The organism is Pseudomonas cremoricolorata (assembly GCF_000759535.1).
Classification (GTDB): domain Bacteria; phylum Pseudomonadota; class Gammaproteobacteria; order Pseudomonadales; family Pseudomonadaceae; genus Aquipseudomonas; species Aquipseudomonas cremoricolorata_A.
The window spans coordinates 4105265-4129442 of the sequence record NZ_CP009455.1; the positions used below are offsets into that span (position 1 = coordinate 4105265).

A 24178-nucleotide genomic window follows, 5' to 3' on the forward strand; every position below is an offset into this window, starting at 1 on the left:
ACGGTCAGTTGAAGCCCAGCCCGGTGGTCCAGGACGAGCACGCTTCCCTGCTCGACACCCTGGTCAGACACGCGACGCTGCCGCTGGAAGTGGCCACCGTGGCCAGCCTCAATCGCTTGTCCACACTGCTTCCCGCTTCTACCCGAACCCTGGGCCTGACCTATGCCCAGCGCCTGCGCCAACTGGCGACCGAGGTGGCACCGAACCTGCGCAGGCTGGCCAACGCCGACACCCCGCACAGCATTGGCCACTTGTTGTCCATGCTGGCGCAGGCGGCCAAGCACAAGCGCACCCACCTCTCGATCAACATTCCGCCGGCCGGCACCAAGCAGGTCAGGCATGTCACCCGCCAGCAGCAACTGGGCGCCATCGGCCGGCAGCGCCCGGCGCGGCAGGACCCAGGCGCTGCGAAGAACGGCGCCTGTTCGGGCACCTGCAACTCGATCAGCTTCGCCCGCGGCTCTGAGCAACTGGTGCATACCGACTTCATCTTGCCAGGGCCGTTTCCCGTGACCTGGAGCCGCAATTACCGCTCCAGCCAGGCGGCCCTGGACGACGGCCCGCTGGGCGCGCGCTGGATCAGCCCCTTCATCGTGTTCTTCGAAGTGATCGAAAACACCGTGCGCCACCAGGCCGCCGATGGCCGCAGCCATGACTACCCGCTGCCCAGGGTGGGCAAGTTCCACCATGACCCGGTCGAGGACATCGTCCTGATGCGCACCGGCGAGCGCACGCTGTCACTGGCCCGGGGCTACCGGGTCGAAGAATGTTACGAGCAGGGCGGTGATCGCTTCCGCCTCTGTGCCATCCGCCAGCGCGGCGGCGCGTGTATCGCGCTGCATTACGAGCACAGCCACCAGGGCGTGCAGGTGCTCTCGGACCTGCTCACCTACCAGGACGAGCGCCTGCACCAGCATATCCGCACGCGCCTCGATGCCAGCGGCCGCATCGAAAGCCTGTGGTCGATGCACGACGGCGAGCCGACCCGGCAGTTGGCGGCCTACCAGTACAGCGCCGAAGGCGACCTGGCATCGGCCCGCGACGAACACGGCCGGCAATGGACCTACGCCTACCAGCACCACCTGCTCACCCGCCACACCGACCGCACCGGCCGCGGCATGAACCTGCAGTGGCAGGGCACCACGCCCGACGCCCGGGCCATTGCCGAGTGGGCCGACGATGGCAGCCACGCGGTGCGTCTGGCCTGGGACGCCACTATCCGCATGACCTGCGTCACCGACGCGCTGGGCCACCAAACCCGCCACTACTACAACCGCGACGGCTACACCTACCGCATCGTCCATCCCGACGGCCTGGAGGAATGGTTCTTCCGCGACGCGGCGATGAATGTGGTGCAGCACGTGCACCGCGATGGCGGTATCGACCACTACACCTACGACCCGCGCGGCAACCTGCTGCAGCACACCCGCGCCGACAACTCCTCGGTGCACCACGCCTATGACGAGCTCAATCAACGCTTCAAGACCCGCGATGCCGAGGGCGGGCTGTGGAAGTACGACCATGACCCGCGCGGCAACCTCATCCAGACCCAGGACCCGCTGGAGCACAAGACCGAGTACGTTTACGACCGTGACAACCGGCTCACCGCGATCATCGAGGCCAATGGCACCGAGAAGAAGCTCGCCTACGACCGCGACGGGCGCCTGAGCCACTACATCGACTGCTCCGGCAAGACCACTCAGTGGCACTACAACGCCCTCGGCCAACTGCGCAAACTGACCAACGCGGCCGGCGAGGTCACCCTGTATCAGTACGAAGCCGGCCACCTGAGCCAGGTGATCTACCCCGACAGCACCCGTGAACAGTTCGAGTACGACGCCGAAGGCCGCCTGCTCAGCTTCACCGATGCCCTGTATCGCAAAACCGCGTGGACCTACGACGAAGCCGGCCTGATCCGCCAGCGCATCAACGCCAACGACACCCGGCTCACCTACCACTGGGACGCGCTCGGCCAGTTGGTGCGGCTGTACAACGAGAACGATAGCCAGGCGACCTTCAGCTACGACCCGCTGGGCCGGCTGCTCGCCAAAACCGGCTTCGACCGGCAGACCACCCACTACCGCTACGCGCGTGGCAGCGACCTGCCCACGCACCGCGCCGATGGCGAGCGCATCACCCACTTCGAGTACGACGCCATGGGCCGGCTGGTACGGCGTCAGGCCGAGCGAGCCGACGGAACAGACCCAGACAGCGAAACTTTCGCCTACGACGGCAACGGCCGCCTGCTGCTCGCCCGCAACAGCGCCTGCAAGCTGCAGTGGGTCTACGACCTGGCCGGCAACAACACCCGCGAACACCAGCACTTGAGCTACCTGACGCAGCCCCAGGTCGCCGTCTTCACCCACGAATACGACGCCCTCAACCAGCGCATCGCCACCACCCACCCGGACGGCCACCGCGTCAGCTGGCTGACCTACGGCAGCGGACACCTGCTGGGCCTGAAATTCGACGAGCGCGAACTGCTCAGCTACCGGCGTGACGACCTGCACCGGGAAATCACCCGCGAACAAGGCAATGGCCTGATCCAGCGGCAACAGTGGACACCCAACGGCCAGTTGCGCGAACAGATGCTGGGGCCGCGCGACACCCACCACCTCACCGCGCTGCGCCGCTACCGCTACGACGACAGCGGGCAGCTCACGGCCCTCGAGGACCTGAGCCGCGGCGATATCCGCTACCGTTACGACCCCATAGGCCGACTGCTCGAAGCGAGCCACTTTCGCAGCCAAGAAACCTTCGCCTTCGACCCGGCAAGCAACCTGCTCGACCCCGACGCCCCACCCGGGCCCAACCCCTACGCCCCAGTCAAGCTGAGCGACAACCTGCTGCGCAGCTACTGCGGCAACCAGTACCGCTACGACGCACGCGGCAACCTGCTCGAGCGCATCGAAGCAGGCCAACACGGCCACTTCCGCTGGGACCTCCACAACCGCCTGCGCCGTTATGAAGATGACCGGCTGATCGTCGAATTCAGTTACGACGCCCTCGGCCGTCGCCTGTACAAGAAATCGAGGTGCAAATACCGCGAAGACCCCCAGGCCCCAGCGCGCTGGAACGAATACATACGGCGCAAGCGCGCCGAAACCCCCGACAGCGGCCTGACCGGCTACCTGTGGGACGGCGACACCCTCGCCATCGAGTGCCGCGTAGACGAACAGCAGCATGGCTTCACCGTGCACTACGTGTTCGAACCCGGCACCTTCGTGCCCGTCGCCCAGGCAGTGATCAACACCCCGCTCACACTGATCCCCCAGCCCTTCTACGGCGAGTACTACAGCACCGCCCGCGACCCGGTCTGGCAACACAAACCGACCCCCGGGAACGTCGATACCTTCGCCTGGTACCAGTGCGACCAGCTGGGCACCCCGATGGAGCTGACCGACACCGACGGCCAGATCGCCTGGAGCGGGAACTACAAAGCCTGGGGCCAGGCCACCGAAGAGCGCAGCGACACCGCCAAGCGGAAAAACATCCACAATGCGTTACGCTTTCAGGGGCAGTACTTCGATGTCGAGACGGGGTTGCATTACAACCGGTATCGATATTACGACCCGCAGGTTGGGCGGTTCATTGGCAAGGACCCGATTGGGTTTGCGGGTGGGGTCAATGTTTATCAGTATGCGCCGAGTCCGGGGAATTGGGTTGATCCGTTAGGGTTAGCAGCAAATAGAGGAAGATTCCAAGCACAAGGGGCAAAGCTGGAGGAATCTGTTTCTTGGAATCAAGACGAACCCATCACCGTCTCAGATGGAAAGAGGCTAATGGGAGAGCTAAAGGCAAAACTTACTGATCGAGACCTGACTCTAAGGCGCACAGCTTTCGAAAAGGCCGAGCGATTTATAGACGATGCCTGCAGATGCGGGGGAGTCAGCGCTCAGACATCTCGCTCATTTAAGGTGAAAGATACAAAGGGCGAGCGCGTCGATGTAGAAATTATAAATGGCGTAGCATTCAAGGAATAGAAAGTATGCATGAAGACTATTTGGCAAGTGCTATCAGCTACCACATGCTTGAGGATTGCTTTGCGAGAACATTCAAGGAAGCCATTGAGGCGTACGGTCTATCCGGGAATTTTATTACGCCTTATTATCATACGGCATTTAACAATGGGCAGCCATTCCGTGATGCAAATCCGATATTTTCGGCAAAGAGTTTGAAATCGAGCAACACCATTAGAATTATCATTGAAGAAGATAGCAATAATGTCTCAGTGGTTGAGGAAAACAAAGATAACGGACTTGAAACCATTGCTTTCGGAGGGATAAAAAACCTGAATGAGCTGTTAGAAAGCTTGCGCCATTGGATAGCCAATTCAGGAAGTTGACCTTCACCCCCCTACGTCAAAAGCAATCTATTATCCACAGACAGGGCGGTGCATAAGCAAGTACCCGATTGGGTTTGCGGGTGGGGTTAATGTTTATCGGTATGCGCCGAGTCCAGTAAACTGGATTGATCCGCTTGGTTTGGCCGCACACAGAGGGCGGTTCCAAGCCCAAGGAAAAACGCTTGAGGAATCGGTCAGTTGGGATCAGGACTCTCCTTTAAGCGCATCTGATGCACAAGCTAAGATGGAAGAGCTTAAAAGAAAATTGTCGAAAAAAGATCTAAAGCTTAGACAAGGCGCATTCAGCCGTGCAGAACGATGGGTTGAGCGAGCCTGCAATCGCGGCGGAATATATGCTCAGAGAAGCCAGACTTTTATGGTGGATGGCACTAGACACGAGCGTGTGGATATAGAGATTAGAGCCGGAAAGGCATTTGTGGAGGACTAGATGTTTGAAGACTTCCTGTGCAATGAGGAAACATACGACAACCTTGAAAGATTTTTTCGTCCTATTTCGAGGGTTACATAAAAAAAATGCGCATCAAGCCCGATGAGTTTGTTAGCCCTTACTATAATGCCAAGTACGCCAATGGGGCTAAAATAAGAGAAGCCAATCCGATTTTCTCGGTGCGCAATAAGAGGACCGGCAACGCCTTCAGAATCGTCATATACAACCAAGTTCGGGGATATGCAAAGCATTACAAGGAAATTGAAGGAGGCAATGAAGTATGCCTTGTCATAAAAATAAAACATTTAAAAAGAGCACGGAAAGATCTTATGCGCTGGGCAAGCCTACAAGTACACAATACTTGAGCAAAGTAAACTTAAAGCCATCATGACTCAGGGTACAATCAGTTGAAGCAATGGTCTTAGAGCTAGATAAATCACCGCAACTTCCAACACTGCTAGGCTCTGTACGACAAAATTTGAGACATCGGCGAGACAAGGCAATGGCGGCTCCGAATGGGCGACTCAGCTGTTTTCAACGCAGCATAACAAAGTATCAAATTTTTCCGTACAGATTCTGTCAATACGTGGACGAAATCTTTCACAGCTTCATAGTAAGTACTGTCATGCCGAGACGGGGTTGCATTACAACCGGTATCGATATTACGACCCGCGGGTTGGGTGGTTCATTGGCAAGCTTGAAAAAACAACTAAGCGTGGGGCACTGAAGTTGGCAGTGTACAGAGCATGGCTCTCGACGAAATAGTACTACTTGCAGCACTTGACACTCTGCACGCTCTGAGAAATTTCTTCTTATGTGCTGCACAAGAAATGACAGCGCATATCCATCTTCAGGATCGGTGCGATAATTTGTGGACTGAAGAGCATGTAGACATCATCCTTGCAAACAAGAAAACAATCAAAATCAGCACAGAATTAATCAGTAATGCCATTCATGTAAACTATTTCGAAATGAAAGCGAAAACAACATTTCGTTATATCTAAGTCTATTTATGGCTGGCAACACCTTTCTCATCCGACACCCCAGCAAATCAAACTTCGAAATCGAAATTCTTCAACTAAAGCTGCGCTCCCCGATAAGGATTCCTGCCCATGAACAAGATCATCCGCCTCGGCGACACCACTTCCCACGGCGGGGTGGTACTCAGCGCCATTTCTCACACCGACCTCAACGGCAAGCCCATCGCCGGCAAGGGCGACAAGGTTCTATGCCCGCTCTGCAAGGGTGAGTTTGCGATTATCGAGGGCAGCAGCACCTATCACGTCAATGGCACGCCTGTCGCACTGGAAGGGATGAAGACGGCCTGTGGTGCGAGTCTGATTGCCGGTGCCTGTCATGCCAAAGTGCACCTTTGAGCAGGGTGCCAGGTGTAACGCATCAAGCATGGTCTGCGCGTGCAAGGACACTCGGTATGTACGACCACAAAAACGAAAAAGCCCTGGCATTTACCAGGGCTCAAACCGACTCTACTTCAGCCACAGTGGCTCAAGCAGTCGCCATTCAAGACGCCTGCTGACGGCGGTGATGCCAATACAGGTAGGCGAGTCCGACGGGTGCGATGAAGACCGCCAGGAACCAGCAGAACATCATGGTGATGAACTTGACGAACAGCATCAGCAACGCGTTTACCACGAACAGGTTGCCCCCCATGATGAAGCCCATCACGGTCTCGTAGACGAATCGCGAATAGGGGTACAGCAAGGTGCTGACCACCGCCATCAGCACGCTCGCGACGTCCAGGCCCTGGGTCGACTGGGACTTCATCCAGATGAAGAGCGCCGCGAACAGCGCGCCGAAGAACAGCTGGCGCAGGTAATAGGCGGGCGTCAGGCCGCCGAAGGTCATCGCTATGAATTGCCGCATCCAAGATCCCTCTCTACTGATTTGAACAAGGCGCGGACTGTAACAGACCGTGTCTACCGATTGAACCACCCTGCCGCTCTGACTCAACCTGCCCTGACCTCTAATGTGACGGGCTCGTCAATACACACGCCGTTCAATCCATCAGGAAAATTGCGGAACGCTATCGTTGTGCCAGCGGTCTAGCTGCATTGAGGAAGTTCCGCAAAGCTGCCCAGTGGATTGTTGCAAGGTACTACAGCGCTCCAAGCACCGGCACTGCTGTCGCCTGTCCAGGCAACGGCAAAGGTTTCGCGGCCCTTAGCCATGGATGTCCGTGCATCCGCATGCCGTCGTGCAGTGGCTCCAATACCAAAGCCTGAGCCGTGCAGCTGTGTTGCGCGGACATAAATGGAGCGTGATATGACCACACCCCCTGTCCCAGGACTGAGCCGGCGCAGCCTGCTCAAGGCCTCGGCCACCACCGTTGCCGCAGGCGCGGCAGCCTATACCCAGGCCGCCACGGTCAAGGGCGTGCCGAGCTGGCTGCCGTTCGACCATAACGGCCCTTTGCACTACCAGGACCAGCAGCCACAGTTCTTCAGCGCCGAGCAGTTGCGCGAAGTCGAAGCCATCGTCGAGCGCCTGATTCCCGGCGATGAGCTATCGGTGAGCGGCAAGGAGGCCGGTTGTGCGGTGTTCATCGACCGCCAGTTGGCCGGCCAGTACGGCACCTACGAGCGTCTGTATCAGCACGGGCCGTTCGTCGCTGGTGTCGAACCCAAGTCCGATCATGTGCCGCGCGAGCGTTATCGGCTGGGTCTGGAACAACTGGAAAAACACTGCCAACAGACCTACCAGAAGCATTTCAGCGAGCTGCCCGATGCGCAGCGCGACGAAGTGCTGCAAGCGCTGGAGGGTGGCAAGATCGAGTTTGCCGGCGTCGCGTCGCAGGTGTTTTTCGAGCAAGTGCTGCAAAACACCATGGAAGGCTTCTTTGCCGACCCGGTGTATGGCGGCAACCGTGACATGGTCAGTTGGAAGATGCTGGGTTTCCCCGGCGCACGCTACGACTACCGGCCCTATATTGCCCGGCACAACCAGAAGCTGGAGCTGACTCCGCTGTCGATCATCGGCAGCTCGGCCTGGAGTCGTAAAGCATGACGACCCAAGCCAAGAAACTGCCAGCAACCGATGTCGTGGTGGTCGGCCTCGGCTGGGCCGGTTCCATCGTCGCCAAAGAACTCGCCGATGCCGGTCTGCGGGTGATCGGCTTCGAGCGCGGCGCCTGGCGCGACACCGCCAGCGACTTCAACATCGCCTCGGCAGCCGACGAGTTGCGCTATGTGCAGCGCCAGGAACTGATGCTGCGTACCCGGCAGAACACCTGCACGATGCGCAACAACGTCACGCAAACCGCCCTGCCCATGCGCACCTGGGGCTCGTTCCACCCCGGTAACGGTACTGGCGGCGCCGGCAACCACTGGGCCGGCATCACCTTCCGTTTCCAGCCCGACGAATTCCGCCTCAAGAGCCACCTGGAAGAGCGCTATGGAAAACAGGCGCTCGACGGCCTGACCTTGCAGGACTGGGGCACCACTTGGGAGGAAATGGAACCGTTCTACGACGCCTTCGAGCGCGTCGCCGGGATTTCCGGCAAGGCCGGCAACATCGATGGCAACCTTATTGAGGGCGGCAACCCATTCGAAGGTCCGCGCAAGCGTGACTACCCCAACCCACCCACGCAGCAGACCTACGCCCCGACCCTGTTCGCCGAGGCCGCGCGCAACCTGGGTTACAAACCGTTCCCAGTGCCTTCGGCATTGGCGTTCCAGGGTTACACCAACAGCTATGGCGTGACCATGGGGCCGTGCACCTTCTGCGGCTTCTGCACCAACTACGGCTGCGCCAACTACTCCAAGGCCAGCGCCATCGTCAACGTGCTGCCGGCGTTGATCCGCATGCCCAACTTCACCGCCATGACCCACTGTGAAGTGCTGGAAGTGCGCAAGGACAGCTCCGGCAAACGCGCCACCGGCATCGTCTATGTCGACGCCAACGGTCAGACCTGGGAACAACCCGCGCAGATCGTCGTGGTGGCTGCGTTCACCTTCGAGAACGTGCGCCTGATGTTGCTCTCAGGCATCGGTGAACCCTACGACCCGGTCAGCAACACCGGCACCACCGGGCGCAACTACGCCTACCAGACCGCCAACAACGTTCAGCTGTTCTTCGATGAAGGCAAGCACTTCAACCCGTTCATCGGCGGTGGCGCCATCGGCATGGGCATCGATGAGTTCAACAACGACAACTTCGACCATAGCGGCCTGGGCTTCGTCGGCGGAGGCAGCACCCGCGTCACGCCTATCGGCGCAGCGCCGATCGCCTCGCGTCCAGTGCCGCCCGGCACCCCGCGCTGGGGCTCGCAGTGGAAGAAGACGACCGCACAGTACTACTCGGCGAGCATGTCCATCGGCTGCGAGGCGAGCAACTACAGCTCGCGCACCAACTACCTGTCCCTCGACCCCACCTACAAAGACCCGCACGGGCGACCCCTGCTGCGCATTACCTTCGACTTCACCGAGAACGATCTGCGCATGGCCCAGTACGTCACCGGCAAGACTGCCGAGATCGCCCGCGCGCTGAACCCTTCACTGGTGGTCGAGAGCCCGCGCAAGGCGCCGTGGAACAATACGTCTTACCAGTCCTCCCACGTGGTCGGTGGTTTCGTCATGGGCGCAGACCCGGCCACCAGTTCGGTGAACAAGCACTTGCAGGTGTGGGATGTACCGAACCTGTTCGTGGTGGGCGCTTCGGCCTTCCCGCAGAACCCCGGCTACAACCCGACCGGCACCGTCGGCGCGCTGGCGTTCAAGGCTGCCCACGCGATTCGCACGCTCTACCTGAAGAACCCTGGGGAGATGATCAGCGTATGAAGGCTCTCATTCTCTCAAGCGTCGCGCTGCTCGGCAGCGTCAGCCTTGGTGCTCATGCCATGGGTGGCCAGGATTCCTACGAGCTGGTCAGCAAGGGTCGCTACATCGCTACCCTCGGCGACTGTACGGCGTGCCACACGGTACCGGGACAGCCGTTGTTCTCGGGTGGGGTGAGCATCGATACGCCATTCGGCAAGCTGGTCGGCGCCAACATCACCCCCGACACCACCACCGGCATCGGCCGCTGGAGCTTCGAGGACTTTTACAACACCATGGCCCGCGGCCATGCCCACAACGGCAAACGGCTGTACCCGGCCATGCCTTACACCGCCTACACCAAGGTCAGTCGCGAGGACAACTACGCGCTGTGGGCCTACCTGCGCACCATCGAACCGGTGCATCACCCGGTAGAGACCAACCAACTGCCCTTCCCGCTCAGCGTGCGCCTGAACATGAGCGTATGGAACCTGCTCAACTTCAGCGAAGGCGAGTACCAGCCCAAGGCCGACAAGAGCGCGCAGTGGAACCGCGGCGCTTACCTGGTGCAGGGCCTGGGTCACTGTGGCACCTGTCACACGCCAAAAAGCCTGCTCGGCGGTGACGACGACAGCGCCTTCCTCAAAGGTGGCGCGCTACAGGGCGTGACCGCGCCGGACATCACCGGCACCGACCATGTCGGCCTCGGCGCCTGGAGCGAGGACGACATCGTCGAGTACCTCAAGACCGGCGCCAACCGCTACGACATCGCCTCGGGCCCCATGGCCGAGGCCGTCGAGCACTCCACGCAGTTCTGGCACGACCAGGACCTGCGGGCAGTGGCTGTTTACCTGAAGGATCTGGGCGAACAGCACGAGCGCCCCGAACCTCTGGCTGCCGAGCAACCGGTCATGGGCGTAGGTCGTGCGATCTACGAAGACCGCTGCTCTGGATGTCACACCCCAAATGGCGAAGGCATCGCCAAGCTATTCCCGAAACTGGACAACGCGCCGCTGGTCAACGCCGACGACCCCACTTCGCTGATCGGTGTGGTGCTGGCTGGCAGCCGAGCGGTGAGCACCGAGGCGGCACCGACCGGCCCGGCCATGCCGGCGTTCGCCTGGAACCTCAAGGATGAACAGGTCGCCGCGGTACTGACCTACATCCGCAACACCTGGGGCAACGCGGCGAGCGAAGTGACGGCGAGTGAAGTGGGCAAGCGGCGTGAGGCGTTGATGAAGGAATAGGCCGACGGCGCTGCGGTTGCCGCTGCTTTCCAGGCAGCAGCGGCAATCGACTGCAGGCTTAACGCTTGCCGCGCTGCTTGAATGCCACCAACAGCAGCACCAGCCCCGGCAATAGAAATCCAACGGCCAGATAGCCGAACGTCGATTGCCCGGACGCCCCAACCGCAGCGAATGACGCGCCCAGAATCAATAACGGTGAAGCCGCCATGTAAAACGGCTTGCGGGTGTCCTGACGCATTGCAGTTCCTCCTGAACCGGGGATCGGGCCACAGCACTCAACGGCTGCGCGCTAAAACCAATGAATGACGGCGTTGCCGATGACGAACATCAGCAGCATCCGCTTGAGTCTTGTGCGCAGACTGTAAGCAACGGCCAAGTGATTAACCAGCCTTTGTCATTCAACCGCTGTTGAAAAATCGTTGCCTTCGCTGCAGCGAAGTCCCCCGCGGGCCTGATCTTCAACTCAAACAAATCATCCAAAGCAAAGGGCGCTGCCACCTCGCAGTGGTCCTCCTCGCTTCGTCTTACCGCCACTGCGGTAGCGGTCTCCGGCCAATGTCCCATGGCATCGTTGACGTTCAGATACGCAGCATCGCCATTATTCAAGTGCATCCGCGCCTGATTCTTCACCGACCATTTCACGCCTGGCTCTATCGCCTGAAGTGTGCGCTCAAGCGCTCGATCGGTCTCGGCACTGCACGCATCGGCATCGAACCAGATGACATCGACATCGGTAACGATAGGCGATGACGTACGGCCATGCAGGTGATCCCACACCGCATTGCGCACGAAACCTGCGCCGATCCAGCAGTCGGGTAACTGCAGAGCGTTCACCACGCCGAGCAATCGCCAGCGCAGCGGGTCGTTGCGGATGATCGATTGCACGCTGATTCGCGCTCACACCCCGCGCTCATCGCGACGGCCTGCGTGCCACCAGCAACCCGGCCAGCAGGATCAGCAGCATGCCGACCCAGGTATGGGCAGTGGGCACCTCATCGAACAACCAATAGCCCCAGAAGCAGGCGAAGATCAGGTAGGCGTAGTCGAACGTGCCCACCAATGCAGCGGGCGCCAGCTGGTAGGCCCGGGCGGTGGAGATGTTGATCATGACCAGTACCAACGCGTAGGCGGTAATGAAGAGGGCCTCATGCACGCCAAGCGGCTGCCAGGTCGCCAGCAGAAACGGCACATTGGCGGCGGCTTGGGTGAATACCTGCGAAGCCACTGCCCCGCCGCAGGACGCAAGGAGGAATACCACATTCAAGGCAAACGCCAGAACCACGGGATGTTCACCGCGACAGTGGCGCCGGGTGACGACCATGGCCATGGCATAGAAGATCGCCGCCACCACTGGTAGCAATGCGGCGAGCGAAAAGCCGAGGGAGCCTGGTTCGAGCACGATGACCACCCCGGCAAAGCCGAGCACGACCGCCAGCCAACCGAACGGCGACAGGCGCTCGTTGCCCCACCAGGCGGCGAACAGTGCGATGAACAGCGGCGCGGTATAGATCGCCACTGCTGCCACCGACAGCGGAATCAGCGGCAACGCAGCGTAGTAGGTGATCCACATCACCAGCAACAGCACACTGCGCAAAGCAGCCCAGCGCAGGGAACGAATGCGAATGCGCCGAGCCCGAACCTGCCGGAACAGCCAGGCGCCAAGCGTCGGCACCGAGATGAACGAGACGCCGAGAAACAACTGCCAAAGCGGCATGCGCAGGCTGAAATACTTGACCGAGGCATCGGCCATCGCCAGCAGGAACACCGCCAGGGTGATCAGCGCGACCCCCTGCATGGCCTGATCGTCAAGAGCAGTATGGGGGTCTGTCAGAGGGTGATCATTCATTGGCTGGGTTCCTGCCGGGCAAGGCTTGCAGCTTAGTCGCTCATCAGCGTTACGCCGCTATTGAACGCGTTTGCCGATCACTTTTTCGGTCTTGGCGTCTTCGAGCCAGACGATCAGTCTGTTGAGCCCGATGTAACGGGTGCGAGCCATGATCTTCTGCCCAGGCTCTGCATCGAACTCGAAGTCTGCCATCAAGTAGCTGCCCGGTACGTTGTATTTGAGCTGGACGGTGTAATGCCCAGGTTCGAGCATGGCGCGCTGCGGAGAGCCATTCTTGTAGTAGTAGGTGGCGAAGGGAATGTCGCCCACCTTCTTGTCATTGATGCGGATGATGTCCAGGTTCGGCTGCATGTCTGCCCAGCGACGGTTGGGTTGCCCGGCGTAGGTTTCGGTTTCCAGAACGGTGTAGCTGGAGGTATCAGCGAGTTGTTCGGGCTTGACGTTCGAATAAGGCCCCATTTGCGCGCAGCCTTGTAATGCCAGCAGTACAACGCCAGCCAGTAGTACTTTTATCACCTGTAAATCCTTGCGGGAGTGGAATCGAATCTTGAACGCCGCCTGGCCAGGGCGGCGTTGGGGGATCACGGCGTGAAGCCTTTATCCTTGCTTTCATCCGATGGCGTGATGTTCCACAGGTTGTCGCTTGACGCCTCCTGCGCCTGGGCCTTTTCGTCGTCCTCGGATTCGAAACACCCGCTGAGTGACAGCGCGGTGACGGCCACTAGCAGTGCGCCGAGTACAGTGCGTTTCATGAAGTTCCTTGCTGCCAATGGCTAGGCGTTATATCGAACAGTCTTCGACATCGCGCAATCCAAGTTCATCGGGTTGGCCTGAGCCCTGATACCGGTTTGAAATCTACCAAGTCTTGGCATCGGACTTCTGATAGGAACCGCGGGTCATGCACTTCTCCATCAGCCCTTCCCGATCCGGGCTGTCCGGCAGTGACTTGATATGATCGGGCGTGCAGTTCTGATCGTTCGCTTCATAGGCGGTTTTGTCGATGGATTCACCGCATGCGGTCAACAGTGTTGCCGAGAACAGCGTTGCGCAGAAAGCCGTCAGTGTTTTGCCAAACATGGAATCATTCCTTGAAAGTTGGGCGCCCGTTATAGCAAACAGCGGGTGGCCGTTGCAAAATAGGCTGTTGTTTTCGCGCGGTCGGCGTAGCGCCCACGCCGGTCATTTGCCTTTCTGACTCAAGGACAGAGCCGTGATGACGTCACCTGAAAAGATCGTTTTTCTTCCCGGTGCTTCTGGCAATACCCATTTCTGGGAACCGGTCGCTGACCATCTGAACACGCCCATCGCCCGGCAACACCTGGGCTGGCCCGGCTTCGGCCAGACTCCCGCCAACCCGGACATCACGTGCTTGGAAGACCTCGCTCAAGGGGTTATCGCGCAGCTCGAAGGCCCCGTCGCACTGATCGCGCAGTCGATGGGCGGCGTGGTCGCAGTGCACATCGCGCTGAGCCGCCCAGAGCTAGTGACGCATCTGATTCTGTCGGTCACCTCAGGCGGTCTGGACCTGTCTGGGTTCGGCGCCGCGGACTGGCGCACGGAGCTCGAAGCCGAACAACCGGATGTGCCGCGCTGGTTCCTCGACGATCGCACCGACCTCAGCGAACGCCTGCATCAACTGCAACTGCCGGTACTGCTGCTGTGGGGTGGTGCCGACCCGATCAGTCCGGTGGCGGTCGGTGAGCAACTTGCGCAACTGTTACCTGACGCGCGTCTGCACGTATTCCCGCAAGCAGGACACGACCTCGGACTGCGCCACGCAGCTGCAGTTGCGAAGTTGATCGATGAGCATCTTGGCGATTGTGCGCGTACTGCACATCCAGCACCACGACTGACAAATCCGTGATAAACACCTGGCGCCTGCACTCACGGCTTCGCGGTACGCTGAAAGAACCCAACTGGCACGGCCTAGTGGCCGTGTATTTATCCAGCCAAGCAACTTCGCACGCGCATGTACACACCAGCACCGTGCTAGGATGGCGCCGGGCAAATACCCACTAATTGATCGGTACGCCTCGCCATGGATGAGGCGTAGTGTGCAAGGAGCTGTTCATGTCTTTCCGTTCTTCGGCGTTGATCGCCACATTCGCTGCACTGTCGAGCATGGCTGTAATGGCTGGCGAGGATATCGCCGGTGTCTCGCTGGGTGCCTCTCTGGCGCAAGCCAAGCAAGCCGTCACGACTGCCAATGAGGACTACATCATCTCGCCGCTGTTGGGCGAAGGCATGCGTGAAGTCGGGGTCAAGGCGGTCACTGAAGTGCACATGCCCGGGCTGGGCCTGTCGGATGACGGCGGCCCCAGCGATGAATTTCTCGCGTTGACCGACAAGTCCGAGAAAATCTGGTTCGCCTCCCGCGTGCAACGTTTGCCAGACGGCGAACGAATCAACAAGCAAACCCTTGAAGCTGCGCTGGTGGAAAAATTCGGCAAACCCTCCACGATCGTTCCGCTGTCAGGCACGCATTATTTCTGGATGTACGATCGCAGTGGCAAACAGTACTTCGGAAACACCCCCCAAGGCCCCTGCCCAGGCATCATGGGTAATGGCAACACAACCGGCTTCAACGGCATGACCATCCGCTACCCGCACCAATTCAGAGCCGAATGCGGCAAACGAATCGAGGCGCATTTCTCCGGCATGGACGCCAACATGATCTCGATGTACAAGCTGTCGATCACCGACTACAAGGCCATGTACGACCAGATCACCGGTGAAGAAGCGCAAGCCAAGGCCGCGCAAGAACAGCAATTGTCGGATGAAAAGGCCAAGGACAACAAGCCGAAGCTCTAGGCCCTGATTCCGGTACGCCCTGATGACGCCATCAGGGCAGTGCCGACAGTGTCGCAGTTCGACTGGACTATCTGGGCAGAGTGCTCAGCGCATAGCATTGGAGACTCATCGATGTCCCTGACCGTTGGAATCTATGTGTTCGATGACGTCGAAGTCCTGGACTTCGCCGGACCCTATGAGGTGTTCACCACCGCAACGCGCATGCAGCAACGCAGCGCGACGGGAGCGCCGCCACCGTTCGATGTCTTGACCATTGGCCGCACCACCGCCCCGGTCAAAGCCCGTGCGGGACTAAAGATCGACCCCGACCACGACATCCGCAGCCACCCATCCCTCGATTGCCTGATCGTGCCAGGCGGTGTGGTCACGGCAGAGCTGGGCAAGCCGGATGTCATCGACTGGATCGGTCGCCAAACCACCCTCACCTCCACCGTGGCCTCAGTGTGCACAGGTGCGTTTCTGCTGGCCAAGGCTGGCACGCTCGATGGACTGCGTGTGACCACTCACTGGGAAGACATCGACGAGCTGAAAGCGATGTTTCCGGCGCTGGAGGTGGTGAGCGGCGTGCGCTGGGTCGATCAAGGCGCTCTGCTCACCTCGGCCGGCATCTCGGCCGGCATCGACATGAGCCTGCATTTGGTCGAGCGCCTGCACAGCCGCACGCTGGCAGAGCGCACCGCCAGACAGATGGACTTCGACTGGACGCAGAACCCATAAATCCAGCAGGCGAGACGATCACTGGCCGCGCTGGCGGCCAACCCTCGACTGATTGCGATATTGATGCCCCTAGCCGATCGCGAGCAGCTCGCTGGCGCGCCGCTGGTTTGAAACGTCCATCGGCATCGTCTGATTTGCTTCCCGAGTCGTCGCGCACAGCAATCTGCGCTTCTCCCCGCCATGAGACATTTCAACAGCCGTACAATTAATGGCACGATGCCAGCAGCAGAAAGTCTCAAAAATACCGCGATCGATCACAGCGACAGCACTGACAAGCGCCGTCCCTGCATAGCACCTCTTTGTGTTTCCTCACCCATCTTGCGAGCGGCAGACACGAAACATGCCGGGTCATTACATATGAGGAACGCCCGATGGACCTTACGACGCTTCATCTTACCGATGCCTTGGTGAACCTGACCTGCGGTGCGATGTGCTTCGCAATCTGGGCCAGCCGCCCACGTGATCGCTGTTTCGCCCTCTGGGGCATGGGCAGCTTACTGTATGGCCTGACAGCTTCGTGGTTTCCCTACTTGCCCACCGGTGTACTTGGATTGGGCCTGGGTTACGCTGCGTTGCAAGTGGCCAATATCATGTTCTGGGCCGGATACCGCGCCTTCGATAACGTCCGCGTCCTGCCACTGTGGCTGGTCGCCTTACCCTCACTGCCGTTGATCGCCTGCCTGCTCGCCAACGGCCTCGGTAGCAGCGAAGCGGTGACCAACAATATTACCGTCGCCTTGTACTGCGCCATTTCGACCGGCCAGGTCGTCTACGTGTTACGTGGACGCGAGTGCTGGTTCGACCAGCGTTCGATATCGGCCTACGCCGTCATCCTCATCATCGTCTCCATCCTGGCCACGAGCTTTTCCACCGGCGCACCTGCGAACGATGAAGCGAGCGGAGCCCTGTTCATCCTCACCGATCATGTCATGTCGATCGTCTTCACCATGGCGGTGATTGCCATGGTAGGCCAACGGGACTTGCAGCATCTGATCAAGGCCTCGCGCCGCGACCCATTGACCGGCGCGCTTAACCGCGCCGGGCTAAGGGCCGTCATCACGCAAGCGTCCCCAGCCCCCGGGCTGATTCTCATCGATATCGATAACTTCAAACGCATCAACGATCAGCATGGTCACGATGCGGGCGATGAAGTGCTGCGGGAACTGGTGGCGCGCACCTATCCCATCATGCGCCCCACCGAGCACCTGGTGAGAATGGGTGGGGAAGAGTTTCTGATCATCGCCGATATCACCAGCCAACAGCAGATCGTCGAACTGGCAGAACGCATCCGCACCTCGGCGCGCACTGCGCCGATTCAGCATACAGATACGGTCATAGCGTTTACCCTGAGCATCGGTGTTGCCATTCGTGGCCGCGACGAGCCGTTCGTTCATGCCCTCAAACGCGCAGACCTTGCCATGTATCAGGCCAAGGCGTCGGGCCGCGATTGTGTGGTTTTTGCGCCCTGCACTGGTACAGCCTGTTCTGAAAAAGAACAGACCCTGCGTTTGACGTAACCAGCGTCCGCTTCGACCAGCCCTTTCGTCTTGCGGCCACGCAATGGTGGGCTGTAGATCAACGAGGCAAGTGTTACAATCGCCCCTTCAAATCGGTGCCCAGCGCGCCGAACATCCGTGAGCGTCGCCAGTACGACACCCGCCACACCTACGCCATCCTGTCTCTGCCCTGCGCAATGAGCCTGACGCCCATCGCCAGCCAGATCGGGCACCGCGTCGAGATGTCGCCCTCTACCCACGCGAAATGGATCAGCTCCTCCTCGGACTGGAGGGAGCTGGAGAAGCGATCGCCCCGCGTCGGATCGGCCAGACAGGCCCATCACTGACAAGAGGGAACCAATACACCTCTGGAATCCCCGCAGGACAAGCACTTGATCTCTACCGCCAACATCACCATGCAATTCGGCTCCAAGCCGCTGTTCGAAAACGTCTCGGTCAAATTCAACAACGGCAACCGTTACGGCCTGATCGGCGCCAACGGTTGTGGCAAGTCCACCTTCATGAAAATCCTCGGCGGTGATCTGGAGCCCACTGGCGGCCAGGTCATGCTCGAGCCCAATACCCGTCTGGGTAAGCTGCGCCAGGATCAGTTCGCCTATGAGCAGTACTCGGTCATCGACACGGTGATCATGGGTCATGGCCAGCTGTGGCAGGTCAAGGCTGAGCGTGATCGCATCTATTCGCTGCCGGAAATGACCGAAGACGATGGCATGGCCGTCGCCGAGCTGGAAACCGAGTTCGCGGAAATGGACGGCTACACTGCCGAGTCCCGTGCCGGTGAGCTGCTGCTGGGCCTGGGCATTCCGCTGGAACAGCATTTCGGGCCGATGAGCGAAGTGGCGCCGGGCTGGAAGCTGCGGGTGCTGCTGGCGCAGGCGCTGTTCTCGGACCCGGATGTGCTGCTGCTCGACGAGCCGACCAACCACCTGGACATCAACACCATCCGCTGGCTGGAGACGATTCTCACCGCGCGTAACAGCACCATGGTGATCATTTCCCACGACCGGCACTTCCTCAACAGCGTCTGCACGCACATGGCTGACCTGGACTACGGCGAGCTGCGCCTGTTCCCGGGCAACTACGACGAGTACATGATGGCCGCCACCCAGGCGCGCGAGCAGTTGCTGTCGGACAACGCCAAGAAGAAAGCCCAGATCGCCGAGCTGCAAACCTTCGTCAGCCGCTTCTCGGCCAACGCCTCGAAGGCCAAGCAGGCCACCTCGCGTGCCAAGCAGATCGACAAGATCCAGCTGGCCGAGGTCAAGCCCTCGAGCCGGGTCAGCCCGTTCATTCGTTTCGAGCAGACCAAGAAGCTTCACCGTCAGGCGGTGACCATCGAAAAAATGGCCAAATCGTTCGACGACAAAGCGCTGTTCAAGGACTTCAGCTTCACCGTCGAAGCCGGCGAGCGCGTGGCGATCATCGGCCCCAACGGTATTGGCAAGACCACGCTGCTGCGCACCCTGGTCGGCGAGCTGCAACCGGACGCCGGCGTCGTGAAATGGACCGACAGCGCCGAGGTCGGCTACTACGCCCAAGACCACGCCCACGAGTTCGAAGACGACGTCAGCCTGTTCGACTGGATGGGTCAGTGGACCAGCGGCGAGCAGGTAATTCGCGGCACCCTGGGGCGCATGCTGTTCTCCAACGACGAGATCCTCAAGTCGGTCAAGGTGATCTCTGGTGGTGAGCAAGGCCGCATGTTGTTCGGCAAGCTGATCCTGCAAAAGCCCAACGTGCTGGTGATGGACGAGCCGACCAACCACCTGGACATGGAGTCGATCGAGGCGCTGAACCTGGCGCTGGAAAACTACCCAGGCACGCTGCTGTTCGTCAGCCACGACCGCGAGTTCGTGTCCTCGCTGGCCACCCGCATCCTGGAGTTGACGCCTGATGGCGTCGTCGACTTCAGCGGCACCTACGACGACTACCTGCGCAGCCAGGGTGTGGTGGTGTAAGCCTCGCCCAGTACTGCAAAATGGCGCTTCGGCGCCATTTTTTTTGCTGGCGACCCGTGCAAGGAGCCACGCCTTTGATTGAAACTCGCCTGTTGCAGCAATTCATCGCCGTCGCCGAGGAGCTGCATTTCAACCGCGCCGCGCAGCGCTTGCACATGGCGCAGCCGCCGCTGAGCCAGGCGATTCGTCGACTGGAGCAGGACATCGGCGCGCCGTTGTTCGAACGCAACAGTCGCAGCGTTGTGCTGACACCGGCCGGCACGGTGTTCCTGCAATGGGCCAGAACGGTGCTGGAAACCCTCGATCAGGGCGTCGAGCACACGCGCCGGGTCGCCCAGGGCATGGAGGGGCATCTGACCCTGACCTTCATCAATCTCGCGCCCTACCGGCAACTGTTGCAGGTGCTCAGGCACTTTCGCAGCGACTATCCGGCGGTCGCGCTGACGATGCAAGAAGCCACCACCCAGGAGCAGGTCGATGCGCTGGAACACGGCCGCGCCGACCTTGCCTTCATGCGACCGCCCGGTCGGACGGCGCCGGGTCTGCGCTGGATTACCCTGCTGGAAGAGCCAATCATCCTCGCCCTGCCCGCCTCGCATCGCTTGGCGACCACTGATCCTGTGCCCCTGGCCGCGCTGGCAGACGATGACTTCGTCGCTTCGCCAAGGCATCTGGGCCAAGGCTTTCACGACCAGATCGTGCAACTGTGCCACGCTGCAGGCTTCGCGCCGCGCATCGTGCAGCAGGCGCGGCACCTGCAGACGCTGGTGGCGCTGGTGGCCGGTGAATTTGGCGTCGCGCTACTGCCCGCCTCGATGATGGATGCAACGCGCGACGACGTGGTGTTCAGGGCGATTGAGGTAAACACTTCTGAGCAGTTGCGCCACGTGCCTTTGTTGATGGCCTGGCGAGAGCAAACGCCCAGCGTGATTCGCGACCAGTTGATCGAGCGACTACGTGAAGGTCTGTCGATCGATACTTCATAGGTCTTAATCGGTAACGAATAAGATATTTTACGGATTAACTCATCCTGCCCATCATCGTGAATCGACCCTTCATGGAGACCCACGATGAATCCTCTACCTGATGCAGACAAGCAACTGTTCGACGGCAAGGTCGCCATCGTCACCGGGGCCGCGCAGGGGTTGGGCCTGTGTTATGTACAGGCATTGCTCGAACGCGGCGCCAGGGTCGTCGCCAGCGATCTGGGCACCGATCGCTCAGGCGCAGGGAGCGACCCGCAACGGATCGCCGAGATCGCCCGGCTGGCCCCCAACGCCAATGGCCGACTCATCACCCACAGCGGCGCGCTCGACGACGAACCCGGCTGCCGGGCACTGGTGGAGCTGGCGATTGCGCAGTTCGGCGCGCTGGACGTTGTCATTCATAACGCCGGCTGGGTCGGTTATCAGCCCATCGAGCAGCAGGACGAAGCCTTCCTCGAACGAGCGATCGGCATCAACCTGCGCGCGCCGATCTGGCTGAGCAAGCAGGCCTGGCCGTACCTGCGCCGCGCCCCGGCGCCACGAATCGTGCTGACCACCTCGGACCGCGCCCTGTATCAGTGCTATGGGCAGCCGGGACTGGCGGCCTACGCGGCGGGCAAGATGGCGCAAGTGGGCATCATGAACGCGTTGAGTGTGGAAGGTGCGCCCCACGGCATTCTGGTCAATGCCATCTCACCGGTGGCCAAGACGCGCATGTGGGGCATCGAGCATCCCCCGCAGGACTTGAAGCCTGAGTGGGTCGCGCCCGGCGTGCTGTATTTGGCAAGCCACCTGTGCCATGACAGCGGAGTGATTCTGCGCGCCAGCAACGGCCAGTTCACAGCCACCCGGTTCGATGAAAACCCAGGGGTGAACTACCCCAGGGATCTGGCTCGGGTCGCCTGTAGCAGCGTCGAGGAGGTGGCTCGCGATTGGTCACGGATCAAGGACGTTGCCGCTGGCTGACGAAGCCGGAAGGTGCGCACACGCTGCCGCCCGGCATGCTTGGCTATGTGCACGCATCTGATCCTCTCAACACTCGACGAACGCCACCGCCAGCCCACCCCGCGAGGTTTCCTTGTAGTTGGCGTGCATGTCGGCGCCAGTATCGCGCATGGTGCGGATCACCCGGTCGAGGGAGATGAAGTGCTCACCGTCACCGCGCAGGGCCATCTGCACGGCGTTGATGGCCTTGACGGCGGCGATGGCGTTGCGCTCGATGCATGGCACCTGCACCAGACCGCCGACCGGGTCGCAGGTCAGGCCGAGGTTGTGCTCGAGGGCGATCTCAGCGGCGTTTTCCACTTGTTCGGGAGTGGCGCCGAGAATATCGGCCAGGCCCGCGGCGGCCATCGAGCAGGCCGAGCCAACTTCCCCCTGGCAGCCCACTTCGGCGCCCGAGATCGAAGCGTTCTTCTTGCACAGAATGCCCACCGCTGCGGCGGCGAGGAGGAAGTTCACCACATCGTCGTCGGACACCTGCGGGTTGAACTTCATGTAGTAGTGCAGCACCGCGGGGATGATGCCGGCCGCGCCGTTGGTCGGTGCGGTGACCATGCGTCCGCCGGCGGCGTTTTCCTCGTTGACCGCCAGGGCGAACAGGTTGACCCACTCCATGGCGCTCAGGGTCGAGCCAATCACATTGGGTTTGCCCAGTTCCTGCAGGCTGCGGTGCAGTTTGGCGGCGCGGCGCTTGACGTTCAGACCACCCGGCAAAGTGCCTTCGTTGCGCAGGCCGTTTTCCACGCACTGCTGCATGGCAGCCCAGATTTTCAGCAGGCCGGAGCGAATTTCCTCGTCGCAGCGCCAGGCGCGCTCGTTGGCCATCATCAATTGGCTGACGCTCAGGTTATAGCGCTTGCACAGTGCCAGCAGTTCGGCCCCGGAGGAAAACTCATACGGCAGGTTGACCTGCCCGGCGTCACTGGCCGGGGCGTCGATTTCGCTTTCTTCGATGATGAAGCCGCCACCGACCGAATAATAGGTTTGCTTGAGCAGGCTTTGCTCGCCGTTCCAGGCTTCCAGCGACATGGCGTTGGGGTGGTACGGCAGGTCTTCGTCGAGCAGCAGCATGTCGCGTTGGTACTCGAAGTGCACCGGCTGACGGCCATCGAGAATCAGGCACTGCTCCTTGAGCAGTTGGGCGATGCGCGGCTCGATGCTGTGCGGGTCGATCTGATCAGGCCACTGGCCCATCAGCCCGAGCAGGCAGGCACGGTCGGTGGCGTGGCCAACGCCTGTGGCCGACAACGAGCCATACAGGCGCACTTCGACGCGGCTGACCTGCTCCAGCACACCGGCGGTGCGCAAGGTCTGGGCGAAGGTGGCGGCGGCGCGCATGGGCCCGACAGTGTGGGAGCTGGAGGGGCCGATGCCAATCTTGAAGAGATCAAAAACACTGATAGCCATGCTAATACCTGGCGGTTTCACGGCACCGGGCCGCTGCACCGCCCCTCCGAAAAATGAATGGGTGAAGCTGTTGGAGACTATCGTCGTCCTCATTGCCTACAATGACCAACGAAAATTCCTAAGCAAGCCTTTAGCAGGACTAAACCATGAAGGGGCAACTGAACGGGCAGGTGTATGTCTGGCTACACGTCTTCGCCTGCGCCGCGCGGCATTTGTCGTTCACCCGCTGCGCCGAAGAGCTGCATATCACCCCCGGCGCGGTCAGCCAGCAGATGCGTCAGCTCGAAGAGCGCCTGGGCTTTCGCCTGTTCCTGCGCCGCGCGCGTGGCGTCGAGCTGACGGCTGAAGGCCAGCGGCTGGCGCAGACGGTCAGCGATGCCTACGCCAGCATCGAAGCGGAACTGCTGCGCCTGGATGCAGGTGAAATCCGCGGCACCTTGCGCCTGCGCTCGATCCCCTCGTTCCTGGCCAAGTGGCTGACGCCGCGCCTGCCCCGCTTTCAGCAGCGCTACCCGGACATCGAACTGCGCCTGGTGGCCGAGGACAGCAGCCAGGCGCTGGATGAAAGCGAGTTCGACCTGGCCATCGACCTCAATGATGGCAGCTACCCCGGCATGCTCTCGACACCGCTGCTCGATGAGCAGATCTTCCCAGTCTGCTCGCCGGCGCTGCTGCGCGGGCGGCCACCGCTGCATGGCCCGGCTGATCTGATCCACTACCCGTTGCTGCACGACATCACCGCCTGGCGCGGCAGTTCGGAATACGCCGAGTGGGAGTTCTACCTGCGCGGCATCGGCGCCGACGGTCTGGACGTGCGCCGCGGCCACACCTTCAACCGCAACCACCTGAGCATCGAGGCGGCCATCGCCGGAGTCGGCGTGGCGATTGCCCGGCGCACGTTGCTCAACGACGAACTGGAGCGTGGCGCGCTGATCGTGCCGTTCGGCGTGCCGATCGCCAACCACAAGCGCTACGTGCTGTTGTATTCCCAAGCCGGCCTGCTGCAACCCGGGGCACGTGCCGTGCACGACTGGCTGGTGGAAGAAGCGCAGAGTTTCCGCGCCCTGCACCCGCTGGCACTGGATGAGAGCAAACCGTTGGGATGACTGCACAGATGTTCCA

General features: G+C 60.6%; 24 protein-coding genes. 16 read left to right on the forward strand and 8 right to left on the reverse strand.

Going from position 1 to position 24178, the window contains the following annotated elements:
- The first annotated feature begins 8 nt into the window (after positions 1–8).
- The 5 genes from LK03_RS18645 to LK03_RS18655 all read left to right on the forward strand — a co-directional run bounded on the left by LK03_RS18645 (position 9) and on the right by LK03_RS18655 (position 6169).
- Positions 9–3983, forward strand: coding sequence for an RHS repeat-associated core domain-containing protein (locus LK03_RS18645; RefSeq protein ID WP_049870560.1), 3975 nt, complete (start codon positions 9–11; stop codon positions 3981–3983).
- Positions 3984–3988: 5 nt separating this feature from the next.
- A complete protein-coding gene (locus LK03_RS18650) occupies positions 3989–4345 on the forward strand; it encodes a hypothetical protein (RefSeq protein ID WP_038413977.1) in 357 nt (118 codons plus the stop codon).
- Between the two features lie 25 nt (positions 4346–4370).
- Positions 4371–4793, forward strand: a complete 423-nt coding sequence (locus tag LK03_RS22055) for an RHS repeat-associated core domain-containing protein (RefSeq protein WP_430962088.1) — start codon at positions 4371–4373, stop codon at positions 4791–4793.
- A gap of 86 nt (positions 4794–4879) precedes the next feature.
- Positions 4880–5158, forward strand: a complete 279-nt coding sequence (locus LK03_RS22245) for a hypothetical protein (RefSeq protein WP_156109548.1) — start codon at positions 4880–4882, stop codon at positions 5156–5158.
- A gap of 747 nt (positions 5159–5905) precedes the next feature.
- The gene (locus LK03_RS18655) at positions 5906–6169 is read left to right on the forward strand and encodes a PAAR domain-containing protein (RefSeq protein ID WP_038413979.1); all 264 of its coding nucleotides are present in this window, start codon (positions 5906–5908) and stop codon (positions 6167–6169) included.
- A gap of 145 nt (positions 6170–6314) precedes the next feature.
- Here LK03_RS18655 and LK03_RS18660 read toward each other — a convergent pair whose 3' ends face one another.
- Positions 6315–6677 (reverse strand): hypothetical protein, encoded by a 363-nt coding sequence (locus LK03_RS18660; RefSeq protein WP_038413981.1) that lies wholly within the window; start codon positions 6675–6677, stop codon positions 6315–6317.
- A 399-nt stretch (positions 6678–7076) separates the two neighbouring features.
- Between LK03_RS18660 and LK03_RS18665 the strand changes: the two genes are divergently transcribed.
- The 3 genes from LK03_RS18665 to LK03_RS18675 are packed head-to-tail and all read left to right on the forward strand — an operon-like array spanning position 7077 to position 10812.
- A complete protein-coding gene (locus tag LK03_RS18665) occupies positions 7077–7817 on the forward strand; it encodes a gluconate 2-dehydrogenase subunit 3 family protein (RefSeq protein ID WP_038413983.1) in 741 nt (246 codons plus the stop codon).
- Entirely contained in the window at positions 7814–9589 is a 1776-nt protein-coding gene (locus tag LK03_RS18670; RefSeq protein WP_038413985.1) for a GMC family oxidoreductase, read from the forward strand. The genes LK03_RS18665 and LK03_RS18670 overlap by 4 nt, the downstream gene beginning before the upstream one ends.
- Positions 9586–10812, forward strand: coding sequence for a c-type cytochrome (locus tag LK03_RS18675; RefSeq protein ID WP_038413986.1), 1227 nt, complete (start codon positions 9586–9588; stop codon positions 10810–10812). Before LK03_RS18670 ends, LK03_RS18675 begins: the two co-directional genes overlap by 4 nt.
- Before the next feature lie 58 nt (positions 10813–10870).
- On the opposite strand, the gene LK03_RS18680 is transcribed toward LK03_RS18675, so the two are convergent.
- The 6 genes from LK03_RS18680 to trbK form a co-directional block, all read right to left on the reverse strand.
- Positions 10871–11050, reverse strand: a complete 180-nt coding sequence (locus tag LK03_RS18680) for a hypothetical protein (protein WP_038413987.1) — start codon at positions 11048–11050, stop codon at positions 10871–10873.
- 89 nt (positions 11051–11139) lie between these two features.
- Positions 11140–11697, reverse strand: coding sequence for a nucleotidyltransferase family protein (locus tag LK03_RS18685; protein ID WP_240478624.1), 558 nt, complete (start codon positions 11695–11697; stop codon positions 11140–11142).
- A gap of 25 nt (positions 11698–11722) precedes the next feature.
- The gene (locus LK03_RS18690) at positions 11723–12658 is read right to left on the reverse strand and encodes a DMT family transporter (protein ID WP_049870561.1); all 936 of its coding nucleotides are present in this window, start codon (positions 12656–12658) and stop codon (positions 11723–11725) included.
- A 57-nt stretch (positions 12659–12715) separates the two neighbouring features.
- Positions 12716–13243: a hypothetical protein gene (locus LK03_RS18695; RefSeq protein ID WP_156109549.1), complete on the reverse strand. Its 528-nt coding sequence runs from the start codon at positions 13241–13243 to the stop codon at positions 12716–12718.
- The gene (locus tag LK03_RS22250; RefSeq protein ID WP_156109550.1) at positions 13240–13410 is read right to left on the reverse strand and encodes a hypothetical protein; all 171 of its coding nucleotides are present in this window, start codon (positions 13408–13410) and stop codon (positions 13240–13242) included. The genes LK03_RS18695 and LK03_RS22250 overlap by 4 nt, the downstream gene beginning before the upstream one ends.
- 103 nt (positions 13411–13513) lie before the next feature.
- Positions 13514–13735, reverse strand: a complete 222-nt coding sequence (gene trbK / locus LK03_RS18700) for an entry exclusion lipoprotein TrbK (RefSeq protein ID WP_038413990.1) — start codon at positions 13733–13735, stop codon at positions 13514–13516.
- 136 nt (positions 13736–13871) lie between these two features.
- Between trbK and LK03_RS18705 the strand changes: the two genes are divergently transcribed.
- From LK03_RS18705 to LK03_RS18740, 7 genes are all read left to right on the forward strand, one after another.
- The gene (locus LK03_RS18705) at positions 13872–14522 is read left to right on the forward strand and encodes an alpha/beta fold hydrolase (RefSeq protein ID WP_049870562.1); all 651 of its coding nucleotides are present in this window, start codon (positions 13872–13874) and stop codon (positions 14520–14522) included.
- A 206-nt stretch (positions 14523–14728) separates the two neighbouring features.
- On the forward strand, positions 14729–15469 hold the full coding sequence (locus LK03_RS18710; protein ID WP_038413991.1) for a hypothetical protein: 741 nt from the start codon (positions 14729–14731) through the stop codon (positions 15467–15469).
- A 111-nt stretch (positions 15470–15580) separates the two neighbouring features.
- Positions 15581–16186, forward strand: a complete 606-nt coding sequence (locus tag LK03_RS18715) for a DJ-1/PfpI family protein (protein ID WP_038413992.1) — start codon at positions 15581–15583, stop codon at positions 16184–16186.
- Positions 16187–16557: 371 nt separating this feature from the next.
- Positions 16558–17703 (forward strand): GGDEF domain-containing protein, encoded by a 1146-nt coding sequence (locus LK03_RS21645; RefSeq protein WP_049870563.1) that lies wholly within the window; start codon positions 16558–16560, stop codon positions 17701–17703.
- A 371-nt stretch (positions 17704–18074) separates the two neighbouring features.
- Positions 18075–19661: an ABC-F family ATPase gene (locus tag LK03_RS18730; RefSeq protein ID WP_038413993.1), complete on the forward strand. Its 1587-nt coding sequence runs from the start codon at positions 18075–18077 to the stop codon at positions 19659–19661.
- A gap of 74 nt (positions 19662–19735) precedes the next feature.
- On the forward strand, positions 19736–20647 hold the full coding sequence (locus LK03_RS18735) for a LysR family transcriptional regulator (protein WP_038413994.1): 912 nt from the start codon (positions 19736–19738) through the stop codon (positions 20645–20647).
- Positions 20648–20731: 84 nt separating this feature from the next.
- Positions 20732–21613 (forward strand): SDR family NAD(P)-dependent oxidoreductase, encoded by an 882-nt coding sequence (locus LK03_RS18740; RefSeq protein ID WP_049870564.1) that lies wholly within the window; start codon positions 20732–20734, stop codon positions 21611–21613.
- Between the two features lie 66 nt (positions 21614–21679).
- Here the strand turns inward: LK03_RS18740 and LK03_RS18745 are convergent, their stop codons facing one another.
- Positions 21680–23056 carry an L-serine ammonia-lyase gene (locus LK03_RS18745; RefSeq protein WP_038413995.1) on the reverse strand — a complete coding sequence of 459 codons (1377 nt, stop codon included), beginning with the start codon at positions 23054–23056 and terminating at the stop codon, positions 21680–21682.
- Between the two features lie 146 nt (positions 23057–23202).
- Here LK03_RS18745 and LK03_RS18750 point away from each other — a divergent pair, with 146 nt between their 5' ends.
- Positions 23203–24162: a LysR substrate-binding domain-containing protein gene (locus tag LK03_RS18750; protein ID WP_028693587.1), complete on the forward strand. Its 960-nt coding sequence runs from the start codon at positions 23203–23205 to the stop codon at positions 24160–24162.
- The last annotated feature ends 16 nt before the right edge of the window (positions 24163–24178 follow it).

Excerpts from the sequence above, each read along its gene's own strand:
- LK03_RS18680 (WP_038413987.1), bottom strand. The coding sequence starts at position 11,050 with ATGCGTCAGGACACCCGCAAGCCGTTTTACATGGCGGCTTCACCGTTA.
- LK03_RS22245 (WP_156109548.1), top strand. The coding sequence starts at position 4,880 with ATGCGCATCAAGCCCGATGAGTTTGTTAGCCCTTACTATAATGCCAAG.
- LK03_RS18670 (WP_038413985.1), top strand. The coding sequence starts at position 7,814 with ATGACGACCCAAGCCAAGAAACTGCCAGCAACCGATGTCGTGGTGGTC.
- LK03_RS18660 (WP_038413981.1), bottom strand. The coding sequence starts at position 6,677 with ATGCGGCAATTCATAGCGATGACCTTCGGCGGCCTGACGCCCGCCTAT.
- LK03_RS18650 (WP_038413977.1), top strand. The coding sequence starts at position 3,989 with ATGCATGAAGACTATTTGGCAAGTGCTATCAGCTACCACATGCTTGAG.
- LK03_RS22250 (WP_156109550.1), bottom strand. The coding sequence starts at position 13,410 with ATGAAACGCACTGTACTCGGCGCACTGCTAGTGGCCGTCACCGCGCTG.
- LK03_RS21645 (WP_049870563.1), top strand. The coding sequence starts at position 16,558 with ATGGACCTTACGACGCTTCATCTTACCGATGCCTTGGTGAACCTGACC.
- LK03_RS18705 (WP_049870562.1), top strand. The coding sequence starts at position 13,872 with ATGACGTCACCTGAAAAGATCGTTTTTCTTCCCGGTGCTTCTGGCAAT.
- LK03_RS18675 (WP_038413986.1), top strand. The coding sequence starts at position 9,586 with ATGAAGGCTCTCATTCTCTCAAGCGTCGCGCTGCTCGGCAGCGTCAGC.
- LK03_RS18665 (WP_038413983.1), top strand. The coding sequence starts at position 7,077 with ATGACCACACCCCCTGTCCCAGGACTGAGCCGGCGCAGCCTGCTCAAG.
- LK03_RS18745 (WP_038413995.1), bottom strand. The coding sequence starts at position 23,056 with ATGGCTATCAGTGTTTTTGATCTCTTCAAGATTGGCATCGGCCCCTCC.
- LK03_RS18740 (WP_049870564.1), top strand. The coding sequence starts at position 20,732 with ATGAATCCTCTACCTGATGCAGACAAGCAACTGTTCGACGGCAAGGTC.
- LK03_RS18690 (WP_049870561.1), bottom strand. The coding sequence starts at position 12,658 with ATGAATGATCACCCTCTGACAGACCCCCATACTGCTCTTGACGATCAG.
- LK03_RS18710 (WP_038413991.1), top strand. The coding sequence starts at position 14,729 with ATGTCTTTCCGTTCTTCGGCGTTGATCGCCACATTCGCTGCACTGTCG.
- trbK (WP_038413990.1), bottom strand. The coding sequence starts at position 13,735 with ATGTTTGGCAAAACACTGACGGCTTTCTGCGCAACGCTGTTCTCGGCA.
- LK03_RS18715 (WP_038413992.1), top strand. The coding sequence starts at position 15,581 with ATGTCCCTGACCGTTGGAATCTATGTGTTCGATGACGTCGAAGTCCTG.
- LK03_RS18655 (WP_038413979.1), top strand. The coding sequence starts at position 5,906 with ATGAACAAGATCATCCGCCTCGGCGACACCACTTCCCACGGCGGGGTG.
- LK03_RS18750 (WP_028693587.1), top strand. The coding sequence starts at position 23,203 with ATGAAGGGGCAACTGAACGGGCAGGTGTATGTCTGGCTACACGTCTTC.